General features: G+C 30.3%; 9 protein-coding genes. 3 read left to right on the forward strand and 6 right to left on the reverse strand.

Annotated elements, in window-relative coordinates:
- Positions 1–14 precede the first annotated feature (14 nt).
- The 3 genes from VK164_RS07900 to VK164_RS07910 all read left to right on the forward strand — a co-directional run bounded on the left by VK164_RS07900 (position 15) and on the right by VK164_RS07910 (position 8,140).
- The gene (locus VK164_RS07900) at positions 15–6,539 is read left to right on the forward strand and encodes an MG2 domain-containing protein (protein WP_324208818.1); all 6,525 of its coding nucleotides are present in this window, start codon (positions 15–17) and stop codon (positions 6,537–6,539) included.
- Positions 6,540–6,623: 84 nt separating this feature from the next.
- Positions 6,624–7,370, forward strand: coding sequence for an MlaE family ABC transporter permease (locus VK164_RS07905; protein ID WP_288980094.1), 747 nt, complete (start codon positions 6,624–6,626; stop codon positions 7,368–7,370).
- Positions 7,370–8,140: an ABC transporter ATP-binding protein gene (locus VK164_RS07910; RefSeq protein ID WP_324208819.1), complete on the forward strand. Its 771-nt coding sequence runs from the start codon at positions 7,370–7,372 to the stop codon at positions 8,138–8,140. The genes VK164_RS07905 and VK164_RS07910 overlap by 1 nt, the downstream gene beginning before the upstream one ends.
- Positions 8,141–8,177: 37 nt before the next feature.
- On the opposite strand, the gene VK164_RS07915 is transcribed toward VK164_RS07910, so the two are convergent.
- The 6 genes from VK164_RS07915 to VK164_RS07940 all read right to left on the reverse strand — a co-directional run bounded on the left by VK164_RS07915 (position 8,178) and on the right by VK164_RS07940 (position 13,851).
- Positions 8,178–9,233: a mannose-1-phosphate guanylyltransferase gene (locus VK164_RS07915; RefSeq protein ID WP_324208820.1), complete on the reverse strand. Its 1,056-nt coding sequence runs from the start codon at positions 9,231–9,233 to the stop codon at positions 8,178–8,180.
- Positions 9,234–9,270: 37 nt separating this feature from the next.
- Positions 9,271–9,873: a SprT-like domain-containing protein gene (locus tag VK164_RS07920; RefSeq protein WP_324208821.1), complete on the reverse strand. Its 603-nt coding sequence runs from the start codon at positions 9,871–9,873 to the stop codon at positions 9,271–9,273.
- Positions 9,874–9,875: 2 nt separating this feature from the next.
- Positions 9,876–10,553 carry an SDR family oxidoreductase gene (locus VK164_RS07925; protein WP_324208822.1) on the reverse strand — a complete coding sequence of 226 codons (678 nt, stop codon included), beginning with the start codon at positions 10,551–10,553 and terminating at the stop codon, positions 9,876–9,878.
- Positions 10,554–10,632: 79 nt separating this feature from the next.
- The gene (locus VK164_RS07930) at positions 10,633–12,225 is read right to left on the reverse strand and encodes a 2-oxo acid dehydrogenase subunit E2 (RefSeq protein ID WP_324208823.1); all 1,593 of its coding nucleotides are present in this window, start codon (positions 12,223–12,225) and stop codon (positions 10,633–10,635) included.
- 5 nt (positions 12,226–12,230) lie between these two features.
- Positions 12,231–13,229 (reverse strand): pyruvate dehydrogenase (acetyl-transferring) E1 component subunit alpha, encoded by a 999-nt coding sequence (gene pdhA, locus VK164_RS07935; RefSeq protein WP_324208824.1) that lies wholly within the window; start codon positions 13,227–13,229, stop codon positions 12,231–12,233.
- Between the two features lie 142 nt (positions 13,230–13,371).
- Positions 13,372–13,851, reverse strand: a complete 480-nt coding sequence (locus VK164_RS07940) for a cytidine deaminase (RefSeq protein WP_324208825.1) — start codon at positions 13,849–13,851, stop codon at positions 13,372–13,374.
- Between the last annotated feature and the right edge of the window lie 39 nt (positions 13,852–13,890).

Raw genomic sequence — 13,890 nt, forward strand, 5'->3', positions numbered from 1 at the left:
AGAAACAGACGATTATGCGTAACTTATTATTTTTATTTTTTTTGGTGCTTTCTGCAAATTTATATTGTCAAAATGATAATCAATGGAAAAAAGTTTATAAAGATGAATTGAATGGAAAAATTGAATCCGCTCAAAAAAAAGTGGAAGAAATATACAAAATTGCAAAACGAAAAAAAAATGAAGTTCAAATTGTAAAATGTTTTTTTTACTTGTCCAAATTTGAGCAAGTATTTGACGAAAAAGCGCAAACAACTATTATTCAAAACTTAAGAAAAGAAATAAATGAAGCCAATCCAGCTTCAAGGGCATTATTATATTATATCTATGGAAATATTTTGCAAGATTACTATAATACTTTCTCATATCAAATAAAGCAAAGAACAATACTAGCTGACCAAAAAAACGATGATTTCTTAACATGGACCAGCGTTAATTTTGAAAAAGAAATTGAAAGTGCATTTTCAAATTGTATTGAAAATGAAAAAAAATTACGTATAATAACTATTGACTCCTTCAAAGAAGTTTTTGAAATTGCTCCAAATATTGATCAAAAAAATTACAGCTTATATGATTTTTTAGCTGAAAAAACCGTTTTGCATTACAAAATAAAAATAAACACTTGGGATATTAAATCAAATAAAAAAAACAATGATTTATTTGAGAACATTTATGTTGATTCGAAAAATTTTATCAACTATAAAACAACTCATTTAGAAGATGAAAATCTCAAAAAACTATTGCAGATTTTACAAAAAAACGAACAATATTATCTATCAACAAATAATAAAAAAATAGACATCGCTTATTACGAACGATTAAAATTTGCTCATTCTATTTTTCAAAATGATTTTGTTTTTCAAAATCACATTTTCCATTTAGAAAAAAACACATCTGACGAATTACTAAAGCAACAATTAAGAGTTGATAGAGCTAAATTTTATACTTCACAAGCATCTAAAGAATCTAAAATAAATATGCACTATAAAGCACTTGTATTAATTGATACCATTTTTCAATCAAAAGTAAATATTAATGCATTAGCGGACGCAGAAAAAATAAAACATGACATAGAAAGTAAATGGTTAAGCATTGAGTTTGAAAAAACCATATACCCAAATCAAAATTGCAGGGCATTAGTTAATTTTAAAAACATAGATTCTATTAAAATTAGCTATTATCTTTTACCTGTAAAAAATAATGATTGGTTTAACAACAATAATTATTATAGAAATAATAAACTTTTTAACACAGACTCATTAGTTTTAGATTTTAAAAACAAAAATATTCCAATAAAAAGTTACACAAGAAAACTTCCTTCAAGAGGTGACTATTTTCAATATTCAACAGAAATTTTACTAGAAAAAATGGATGTTGGAAATTATTTAGTTGTTATAGAAACTACAACAGATTCGTTTAATTCAAAAACTTTTTTTACCTATGATAGAATTGAAGTGACTAATTTTTTCGTTGTAGAAGATAATCTATTTACAGAAGATTCTTTTTCTATTTTGGATAGAAAAACAGGGAAACCAATTGAAAAAGTGTTTTTTAGAAATGAAGAAGAAACAATAACTACAAACGAACAAGGGAAAGCATATTTCAAGTTAAAAAAGTATGATAATGAAAGAAAATATGACCAAAGTATTTTAATTTTCAAGGACAACGATACCCTTAAAAAAACATACAACAGAAATTTCATTTACGACAATAATAGTCAAGTTAAATATGATAAATATGAACATTTTGAGGCAAAAGCGATGATCTATTTTGATAGAGCAATTTATCGCCCAGGGCAAAAATTGTACTATAAAGGCATATTAATACAAAACATAGATAATATAAAAAGCGTGGTTCCTTATGTGAGTGTTCATGTTTCTATTTCAGATGTTAATAATACTATTTTAAAAGAATTTGATATACAAACCAACGAATTTGGTTCTTTTTCAGGCGAATTTGATATCCCTAAAAACGTGTTGACAGGAGAATTTAATTTTGAAGTTGAAGAAGCCGAAAATTATGCGGTTGACACAAAATATTATAACGAAAAAGAAGACGAACATGAGTTTTGGGATAATGTAGATTTTGATCAATATGATGAATTTTCATTTCAAGTCGAAGAATATAAACGCCCAACATTTGAAGTGAAATTTGACACAATAAAAGAAAATTACACTATTGGTGATAGTATTAAAATTAAAGGAAATGCAAAAGCCTTAGCAGGAAACAACTTAACTAATGCTGAAGTTGCTTATAGTATTTCAAGAAGCATTTCTGTTTATGGACAATATTTTCCTCAAGAAACAAACTTTATAAATACTGAAACATCTACAGATGAAAATGGGAATTTTACAATTGAGTTTCCTGCAACTTTTGAAAACATAAAAAACGACAGTATCAATTCATTAGACTATACAATAAATGTAAATGTTATTGACAGTAATGGAGAAACAAGAAGTGCGTCACAAGTATTAAAAGTTGGCAAAGAAATGCTAGCTTTAAATGTTTTATTAAACAACAATTTATTCATAGAAGATACAAATAAGTTAACCATAAACAGTACTACACTAAATAACTATCCAATTGATACTAAGGGCGAAATAAAAGTATATGAAAACCAAAGCAAAAAATTTTTAAAACAAAGACTTTTACAAATTCCTGAAATTCAAACAATATCTCGAAGCGAATTTGAAGTACTTTTCCCTAATGAACCTTATGATCAATCTGATAATGAAAACAAAGAAACATTAATCAATACTATTCCATTTGATACAAAAAATGGAAAAGAAATTTCATTAGCTTTTTTAAAAAATGCTACCATTGGAAATTATTCTATCGTTATAGAAGCTTATGATTTTAAAAACAATCTGATTACTGAACGCAAACACTTTACGGTGGTTTCAAAAAAACCAACTTTTTCTAAAAATGAACTTTTCACCTATAAAGATATTTCCAAACCAAACACAAATCAAATTGAAATAGAAATTCAATCCGTAATTCCTGATTTATGGATATCATCGCGCTTTTATGAAGATAAAGACACTGTTGAAAACGAACAAGTTATTCAATTAGAAAATGGAAAAGGAACATTTAAGTTTTTAAAAAAATCAGATTACAAAAACAATTTAAATTTTCATTTCTCAACAATTTGGGAAAACATTAGTTATTGTAAAACATATTCTATTCAAAAAAACGATACAGAAACTTCTTTAAAAATAGAAGTTGAGAGTATACGGAATAAAATTGAACCTGGAAGCGAAGAAACTTGGTCATTCAAAATACTAGATCAAAAACTTCAGTCTGAAATTCTGGCAAGCATGTATGATAGCTCATTGGATCAATTTATGGAAAAATATTGGGAAAATATTTATTTCTATAATCATACTAATACACCGGATTATCCTAATCTCAATTCTCATAGTTTAACTGAAAAATATTTTTATAACTTAAATGATGCTGTTAAACTATATTCTGCATATTATTATAAAAAGACCAATTTAAATTGGTTTGGATTTGATTTTAAAAATCCGAAAAATACTTATGTAAATGAAGAATATTTATACAGTATCGAGTCTAAAATCAAAGCTCCTAAAAACGCAAAAAACATAACTGGCATTGTATCAGATGAAATTGGACTTGTTGTTGGGGCAATTGTCAAAGTAAAAGGAACCAATAGAACTACTACCACAAACTTTGATGGTGAATTTGAAATTGAAGCTGCACCAGGAGAAATTTTAGAGATCTTATTTTTAGATAGTAAAGAAAAAATATTAATTGGTTCTAATAAAAACTACACAATCACACTAAAATCTGAATTAAAAGAGGTGGTAATTACAGCATATGGGATTCCTCGAGCAACTAAAAAAATGGCTTATGCAACACAAAAAGTTGAACGATATGATTTAAATCAAAACACAAAGAAAAGTTTAATACAAGAATTAGAAGGAAAAATTTCAGGTTTACAGATTAACACAAAAAACTCAAATGACGCATCAACTTCTATAATATTAAGAGGTAATAAATCTTCTTCAGACAACAACGAAATATTATTAGTTATTGATGGAGTTATTTCTTCTGCAAACAATTTACTAAGCATCTCACCAGATATTATTCTAGAAGTGCAAGTTTTAAAAGGACATCAAGGCACAGCTCTCTACGGAAGTCAAGGAGCAAATGGTGTTCTAGTAATTACCACTAAAAATGCTTTAAAAGAAATGGCACAAGTAAAAACAAGAACAAATTTTAATGAAACTGCTTTCTTTTATCCAAACTTAAAAACAGATACTAACGGAAAAGTTTCTTTTAATTTTACAACCCCAGAATCATTAACACAGTGGAAATTACGCTTATATGCTCACAACAAAAAAGCTGAAACTGGCTATTTTGAATCAAGTATTATTTCACAAAAAGATGTTATGATTCAAACCAATATGCCACGCTTTGTTAGAGAAAAAGACACTATAAACATAGCTGCAAAAGTAGTAAATATGACTCATGAAACTAAATCTGGAATTGCCATGTTAATACTTTATAATGCATCTACAATGAAGCCCATTGATAGTATTTCTTTGAATATGAAAAACACAAGAAATTTCAGTTGCAAACCTAAAGAAAGTGTTGCTGTCAATTGGAAAATCACTATTCCTGAAGGCTTACAAGGTTTACAATACAAAATAGTAGCAAAATCAGACAATTTTTCTGATGGCGAAGAAAATATATTACCTGTTTTAAGTAATAAAACTCTTATTACAGAAAGCATCCCTATATGGATAAAAGGTAATTCTAATAAAGATTATGTTTTTGAGAATTTAAAAAATAATGATTCAAAAACGTTAAAAAATCATCAATTAACTTTGGAATATACTTCAAATCCAATATGGTTTGCTATTCAAGCTCTTCCCTATCTAATTGAATATGAACATGAATGTGCAGAACAAACATTCTCAAGGTATTATGCAAATTTCATAGCAACTGAATTGATAAATAGTAATCCAAAAATTGCTACATTATTCAACTCTTGGAAAGACAATCCAAAAGCAGTTTCAAAATTAACACAAAACGAAGAATTAAAATCAGTTGTGTTAAATGAAACACCTTGGTTATTAGATGCCGAAAATGATGAGCTAAAAAATAAGCGCTTAGCTCTTTTGATGGACATAAATTCGATGAAAGAATCTCAAGAAAAAACTTTGGAAAAACTAAAAGACAAACAACAACCTTCGGGTGGATTTTCATGGTTTGATGGAGGTGATGAAAATGTATATATTACCCAACATATTATTTCTGGCCTGGGACATTTAAACAAAATGTTTCCAAAAGATAGTTTAAAATTTGAACCGATTATTACAAAAGCTATCCCTTATTTGGATGCAAATTTTATTAAAACAAGTTCTTTAAAAAACGAGAGAATAAATTATTATACCTATTCTAATCTACATTTTATGTATGCAAGAAGTTTTTATTTGGAAAAAATACCTATTTCTAAGAAAATGGATTCGATTTTAACAATACAAAAAGCAGAATTTAAAACAAATTGGTTAAAATATTCGATATATAAAAAGGCACTTTTGGCTCTTACTATGCATCGTTTTGGAGATGAAGCATTTGCGTATAAAATTATTAACCACTTAAAAGAAACTGCTGCACGAAATGAAGATAACGGAATGTATTGGTTAGAAAACAGAAATGGATACTATTGGTATCAATCTTCAATAGAAACACAAGCACTACTAATTGAAGCTTTCAACGAAATTGAAAAAGACAAAAAGTATGTTGAGGAAATGAAAGTTTGGTTATTGAAAAACAAACAAACTAATCAATGGGCAACCACTAAAGCTACAACTGAGGCAATCTATGCATTACTATTACAAGGTAATGATTGGACAAGCATTAAAGACAACACAAAATTTAAAATCGGAAATGAGAAAATAATGACAAAAAAACTTTCCGAAAAAAATAAAGAAGCAGAAACAGGTTATATTAAAATAAACTGGAAATCCGATGAAATTCTAAATGAAATGGGAACAATTTCTGTAGAAAACAAAACTGAAATTCCAGGCTATGGTGGCGTTTATTGGCAATATTTTGAAGATTTAGAAAATATAAAATCTGACAAAACGGCTGAAATTTCAGTCACAAAAAATCTATACAAAAAAATAAAAACTATTAATGGAAATGAATTAATAGATTTAACAAAAGAAAGTTTAAAAACAGGTGATTTAATAACAATTCGCTTAATTATAAAAACTGAAAATGATTTAGAGTTTGTTCATCTAAAAGATTTAAGAGCATCTTGTTTTGAACCAATAAATGTAATTTCTAACTACCAAAGAAAAGACAATCTTAGCTATTATATGAGTACAAAAGATGTGGCGACACATTTCTTCTTTGACACAATTAAAAAAGGAACTTATGTTTTAGAATATGATGTACGAATTAACAATTCTGGTAGTTTTAATGATGGTATTGCAACCATACAAAGTATGTATGCCCCAGAATTTTCTGGACATTCCATTTCAAATAAAATAAATGTGATTGAATAATTTTTATTTTCAATTTAGAAAAAAATCAAAACTCATTAGCTATAAATCGTAACTAATAACTATTTTAGCCAATATTTTTAAACTATGATGCTCGTTAGGTATTTATCGCAAATTGGAAAGTACTTTATTATGTTGAAAGAAATATTCAACAAGCCTACAAAATGGTCGGTAATGAAGCAATTAATCTTTAAAGAAGTTGATGATTTGATCATTGGTTCATTAGGAATTGTTGCTTTTATTTCTTTTTTTGTAGGTGGTGTGGTTTCAATTCAAACAGCATTAAATCTAACTAACCCATTAATTCCAAAAGAGTTAATCGGTTTTGCAACACGTCAATCAATTGTTTTAGAATTTGCTCCTACTTTTATATCCATCATTATGGCTGGAAAAATGGGTTCTTTTATTACATCCAGTATAGGAACAATGCGTGTAACCGAACAAATTGATGCTTTAGAAGTTATGGGTGTAAACTCGTTAAACTATTTAGTTTTTCCAAAAATTATTGCTTTACTCCTATATCCATTTGTTATAGGACTTAGTATGTTTTTAGGGGTTTTAGGAGGTTGGATGGCTGCTGTGTATGGTGGTTTTACAAGCAGTCCCGAATTTATAACAGGTTTACAAACTGAATTTATTCCATTCCATATAACTTATGCATTTATTAAAACAGCAGTATTCGCAATTTTATTAGCTACTATACCTTCATTCCATGGATATTATATGAAAGGAGGAGCATTAGAAGTAGGACAAGCAAGTACTGTTTCTTTTGTTTGGACATCGGTAGTGATTATTTTAATGAATTTTATCTTAACACAACTTTTACTAAGCTAATGATTGAAGTAAAAAACATAATAAAAAAATTTGGTGAGCAAACCGTTTTAAAAGGAGTTTCTACTCGTTTTGAAGCTGGAATGACAAATTTAATCATTGGACAAAGCGGTTCAGGAAAAACAGTTTTTTTAAAATCTTTGTTAGGTATTCATACTCCAGATAGTGGCACGATTTCTTTTGATGGCCGCATATATTCTGAATTATCAAACGATGAAAGAAGAGAATTAAGAACTGAAATTGGAATGGTTTTTCAAGGAAGTGCATTATTTGACAGTATGACCGTTGAAGAGAATGTTGGTTTCCCTTTAAAAATGTTCTCTAATAAATCGCCAAAAGAAATAAAAGAACGCGTTGATTTTGTAATTGACAGAGTACACTTGGTTAATGCACATCAAAAAAGACCTTCTGAAATTTCTGGAGGAATGCAAAAACGAGTTGCAATTGCCCGTGCTATAGTAAATAATCCAAAATATTTATTTTGTGACGAACCTAATTCGGGCTTAGACCCAAAAACAGCTATTGTTATTGACAATTTAATTCAAGAGATTACACAAGAATACAATATTACAACAGTAATTAACACACACGACATGAACTCGGTGATGGAAATTGGTGAAAAAATTGTTTTCTTAAAAAATGGGCTCTTAGAATGGGAAGGTTCAAATAAAGAAATTTTCAAAACCGATAACGAAGCAGTTACCGATTTTGTATATTCTTCAGAATTATTCAAACGGGTGAGAAAAATGTATTTAGAAGACGATGTAAAATAGTTCTAATTTAATTTTGCCACTATTTTCTTGAATAGTTCTAATTTAATTTTGCCACTATTTTCTTGATATCTTGCTCTTTATCTTTTGGATAAATCAACAACACATCATCTTTATCTACAATGATAAAATCGTTTAAACCATCAATAATTATGAGTTTTTTTGCATCTGTTCGAATAATATTATTTGATGCATTCTCTAACACAACCGTAGCATTTACTACAGCATTATTATTCTCATCCTTATCTAGTTTTTCATGAAGAGAACCCCAAGTTCCTAAATCGTTCCAATCAAAAGTAGCCGGAAGGATGTAGACATTTTGGGCTTTTTCTAAAATTGCATAGTCAATTGAAATGTTTTCGGCTAAACTATAATTTGCAGCTATAAAAGCTTTTTCATCTTTACCGTTATAACTTTCATAACCTGACAGAAACAAATTGTTCATCACAGGTTGAAAATGTAAAAAAGCTTCAGTAATAGCTTTTACAGACCAAATAAAAATCCCTGCATTCCAAACAAAATTTCCGCTTTTCAAAAAAGCTTTTGCTGTTTCATAATCAGGTTTTTCTCTAAATTGAGACACTTTTTTAATTGTGTTTGTGTCTTCTTTATTATACTCAATATATCCAAATCCAGTATTTGGGAAAGTAGGCTTTATTCCTAAAGTCATCAAAGCGTTGTTTGCTTCACAAAAATTAAACGATTGTTGCAAATCATATACAAACGCAGTTTCATCTTCTATCCAATGATCGCTGGGTGCAACTACCATAACCGCATTCGGATTTTGCTTCTGAATTTTTAAAGAAGCATATAAAATACATGGAGCTGTATTTCGCATAGCGGGTTCTAATAAAACCTGGTCTTGTTTTACTTGAGGCAATTGATTTAACACTAAATCATTGTATTTTTCATTGGTTAAAATCAATATATTCTCAACAGGGATCAGTTTTGATAGCCTGGAAAACGTTTTTTGAATCAACGTTTCCCCTGTCCCTAACATATCGTGAAATTGTTTAGGAAAATCGCTTGTACTTACTGGCCAAAAACGTGAACCTACTCCACCTGCCATCAATATTGCGTAATAATTTTTGTTCATTATTTCTTAAATCTAATATTTTTAATCATTGTCAAAATCAATTTGGCAACAATTCAACCTCAGCATTGGGTTGAAACAAATACAATCGTCCGGAACTAATTTCTAAGCATTCGTATCGTTTAACACGTAAAGCTATTTTTTTAAAAATCTTTCCATTGTGAATTCTAAAATGACTTCCAAACGGTATTTCAAAGATATAATTTTTATCGGTTTCTTTTTGATCAAATTGTTTTAATGCTAAAGCTAATTTTGCATCGGTATCGCTACTTGCTTTTGGATTTCTGAAATGTTTCGCAAGTAAAGGTAACAGCTGATGAGGAAAAATTTCTGGACGTATAAAAGGTATCATCATTCGCTGAAAAGTTAATTTCCATTCATCTCCATGCGGTTTAATATATCTTCCATATTTTTCAAAAGCAACCAAGTGAGCCATTTCATGAATTAATGTGATCAAAAAACGATATTTATTCAAACTCGCATTCACCGTAATCAAATGATATCCTTGCGCATCTTTACGATAATCACCATGACGCGTTTGGCGTTCATTAACAATTTTAAGATGCACATGATTCGCTTTGATTAATTCAAAACAATGATGAACAGCGTGTTCTGGAAGATATTTTTGTAAAACTTCGCTCAATTTTAAGGCGTTGACGATGAAACTTGTAATACTTTCCCGTTATAATATTTGTTCCCTTTCAATGCAAAGTTAAAAATATAATCTGCCATTTCTTTTGCCGAAAGTGGTGCCTCGTATCCTGGAAACGCTTCTTGTAACATTTCAGTATTTACAGCTCCAAGGGCTAAAACATTGAATGATATTCCTTGTTCTTTATATTCTTCTGCTAATAATTCAGACAAAGTAATCACAGCTCCTTTACTAGATGAATAAGCGGAAAGTCCAGCGAATTTTAGACTTCCTTGAATGCCTCCCATAGAACTTATAGTTACTACATGGCTACCTTTACCCATAAATGGAATACAAATTTTTGTCAATTCGGCTACCGCAAAAACATTGACTTTGTAGATATTTTGAAATTCTTCTGACGTAATTTGTGTAAATGGTTTATGTATTAAACTTCCTGCATTATGAATCAAAACATCTACCTTTTTCCAAGTTTGAGTGATGATTTTTTCAACTTGAAGTAATTCATCATTATTTGAGATATCTATTGCCAAGCAGGTAATGTTTGGGTTTTCTATTAATTCTATTGGTGTTTTTCTAGAAATGGCTAGAACTTGATGCCCAGCATCTGCAAATTGCAAGGCTAATTCGTAACCTATTCCACGAGAAGTTCCGGTGATGATAATGTTTTTCAAAATAGTTTTATTTTATGTAAAAATAGGAAATAAAAAAATCCCGAAAAAATTTCGGGATTCTAATATAACAAATATAATTTTATGCTAACATTGTTACTGGATTTTCCATAAACGCTTTAAACGTTTGTAAGAATTGAGCTCCAGTTGCACCATCTACTGTTCTGTGATCACAAGCCAATGTAACTGTCATTGTGTTTCCAACCACTATTTGTCCATTTTTAACCACTGGTTTTTCAATAATTGCTCCAACAGATAAAATAGCAGAATTTGGTTGATTGATAATAGATGTAAACGATTGAATTCCGAACATTCCTAAATTAGAAATTGTAAATGTACTTCCTTCCATTTCTGCTGGTTGAATTTTCTTAGATTTTGCTTTCCCAGCTAAATCTTTCACATTAGCACCGATTTGAGTTAAACTCATTTGGTCTGTAAATTTCAATACTGGAACCATTAAACCGTCTTCAACAGCAACAGCAACACCTATATTCACATGATGATTGATAACCATTGCATCTTCTCTCCATTGTGAATTTACTTGTGGGTGTTTTTTAAGTGCCATAGCACTTGCTTTGATTACCATATCATTGAAAGAAACTTTCGTGTCTGGTAATCCATTGATCATATTTCTTGAAGCAATTGCATTGTCCATATCTAACTCGATAGTTAAATAATAATGTGGTGCTGTAAATTTAGATTCTGATAATCTTCTCGCAATAGTTTTACGCATTTGCGAATTTTTGATTTCTTCTTGGAATACTTCACCAGCTGGTACAAATGGTTTAACAGCTGCAACAGTATTTGTAGCTTCTGCTACTGCTTGAGCTGGAGTTGCAACTGCTGATGGAGAGAAATTCTCAACATCACTTTTTACAATTCTTCCGTTCTCACCTGAACCTTTTACTTGAGATAAGTTGATTCCTTTATCTTGAGCAATTTTTTTAGCTAATGGAGAAGCAAAAACTCTACCTGAAGTGGATTGTTCCACAACAGCAACTTCTTGAGCAACTGTTTTTACTTCTTCAGCTTTTGGTGCTTCACCAACTTCACCAACTTTATAATTAGCTGCAATTCCTGAAACGTCAGTTCCTGCTGGTCCTAATATTGCAAGTATTGCATCTACTGGAGCAGAATCACCTTCTTGCACTCCGATATATAATAAAGTTCCTGCATTAAATGACTCAAATTCCATCGTAGCTTTATCCGTTTCGATTTCAGCTAGAATATCGCCTTCTTTTATAGTGTCTCCTACTTTTTTCAACCAAGTTGCAACGGTTCCTGTTGTCATAGTATCCGACAAACGAGGCATAGTTACTACTTTCACACCAGCCGGTATCTCAACTGCAGCTGAAATTGATTTTGCATCTTCAACTACTTTTTCTTCTTTAGTTTCAGTAGTATTTCCTCCACTTAATAAAGCTGAAATATCCTCACCTGCTTTTCCAATGATTGCTAACAAAGAATCAACTGGAGCCGATTGTCCTTCTTGAATTCCGATGTGTAATAAAACTCCATCATGAAATGATTCAAATTCCATTGTAGCTTTATCGGTTTCAATTTCGGCAAGAATATCACCTGTTTTGATTGTATCACCCACTTTTTTTAACCAAGTTGCTACAACTCCTTCTGTCATCGTATCACTCAAACGGGGCATTGTTATAATTTGTGCCATAGTTTTTATAATTTATGAGGTATAAATGGATAATTTTCTTCTTCATACACTACATCATATAACTGATTTACTTCAGGGAAAGGAGATTCGTCAGCAAATTTTTCACATTCTGCCACCAAATCAGCAACCCTTTGATCGATTACTTCGATTTCAGCTTCAGTAGCGTAGTTGTTTTCTTTTATAATGTCTAAAACTTGAGTAATTGGGTCAATTTTTTTATATTCTTCAACCTCTTCTTTTGTTCTATATAATTGCGCATCAGACATTGAATGTCCTCTGTAACGGTATGTTTTCATCTCTAGAAAAGTTGGTCCGTCACCGCGTCGTGCTCTTTCTATTGCTTCATGCATTGCTTCAGCAACTTTGATAGGATTCATTCCATCAACTGGACCACATGGCATTTCGTATCCTAAACCAAGTTTCCAAATATCTGTATGATTAGCTGTTCTTTCAACAGAAGTTCCCATCGCGTAACCATTATTTTCAACGATAAAAACTACTGGCAATTTCCAGTTCATTGCCATGTTGAATGCTTCATGTAAAGAACCTTGACGAGCAGCACCATCTCCAAAGTATGTTAAAGTAACTCCTCCTGTATTGAAATATTTATCTGCAAAAGCTATACCAGCTCCTACTGGAATTTGAGCACCAACAATACCATGACCTCCATAAAAACCATGCTCTTTAGAGAAAATATGCATTGATCCACCCATACCTTTTGAAGTACCTGTAACTTTTCCGTACAATTCAGCCATTACTTTTCTTGGATCTACACCCATTCCAATTGGCTGAACATGGTTACGATAAGCAGTAATCATTTTGTCTTTTGACAAATCCATAGCGTGTAAAGCTCCAGCTAAAACTGCTTCTTGACCGTTATATAAATGTAAAAATCCTCTAACTTTTTGTTGGATATAAACAGCAGCTAATTTGTCTTCAAATTTTCTCCAAAACTGCATGTCTTCATACCATTTAAGGTAAACTTCTTTGGTTATTGGCTTCATTATGTTTGTTTTTTTAATTCAATTGTATTATTTACAATTTTTACGAAAAGCAAAAATACTACATAGAACCTTATTGAAAAAATTAAATTCTATGATTTTTGTGTTTTTTTGTGCAAAATCGTTAAAAAAATCTACGAAATCGTTATAGATGATTCTTATCGAAAACTAATGGTAAAAGATTTTTTAACGAATCTGATTTATAAATTAATCCTTTTGCTCCCATAAAAAGTATTTCGATTGGAATTTCTTGCTTGAATTCGTACTCAGCAATGGCTTGACGACAACTACCACATGGCGGAATTGGTTCCTCTAAATCTCTATCTTGTGGCGATGCAGTGATAAACATTTTTACAATTTTTGCATTTGGATAGGTAGCACCCGCATAATAAATTGCTACACGCTCTGCACATAAGCCCGATGGATAAGCTGCATTTTCTTGGTTTGATCCTTGCACTACAATTCCATTATCTAATAAAATTGCTGCACCAACTGTAAATTTTGAATATGGTGCATATGCCTTGCTTCTTGCCTCAAAAGCTTGAGTCATCAAATCGATTTCTTGTTGCGACAATTCATCTTTTGAAAGAACTGAAATAGTAGTGTTTATTGAAATTTGCTTCATATGTAAGGAAAAAAAATCCAAATTCTAAAAAAAGAATTT

The sequence above is a fragment of the Flavobacterium sp. genome (genome assembly GCF_035299005.1).
In the GTDB taxonomy this organism is placed as follows: domain Bacteria; phylum Bacteroidota; class Bacteroidia; order Flavobacteriales; family Flavobacteriaceae; genus Flavobacterium.

Coding starts and splice junctions, on each gene's coding strand:
- pdhA (WP_324208824.1), bottom strand. CDS start 13,229: ATGAAGCCAATAACCAAAGAAGTTTACCTTAAATGGTATGAAGACATG.
- VK164_RS07905 (WP_288980094.1), top strand. CDS start 6,624: ATGATGCTCGTTAGGTATTTATCGCAAATTGGAAAGTACTTTATTATG.
- VK164_RS07930 (WP_324208823.1), bottom strand. CDS start 12,225: ATGGCACAAATTATAACAATGCCCCGTTTGAGTGATACGATGACAGAA.
- VK164_RS07910 (WP_324208819.1), top strand. CDS start 7,370: ATGATTGAAGTAAAAAACATAATAAAAAAATTTGGTGAGCAAACCGTT.
- VK164_RS07940 (WP_324208825.1), bottom strand. CDS start 13,851: ATGAAGCAAATTTCAATAAACACTACTATTTCAGTTCTTTCAAAAGAT.
- VK164_RS07900 (WP_324208818.1), top strand. CDS start 15: ATGCGTAACTTATTATTTTTATTTTTTTTGGTGCTTTCTGCAAATTTA.
- VK164_RS07915 (WP_324208820.1), bottom strand. CDS start 9,233: ATGAACAAAAATTATTACGCAATATTGATGGCAGGTGGAGTAGGTTCA.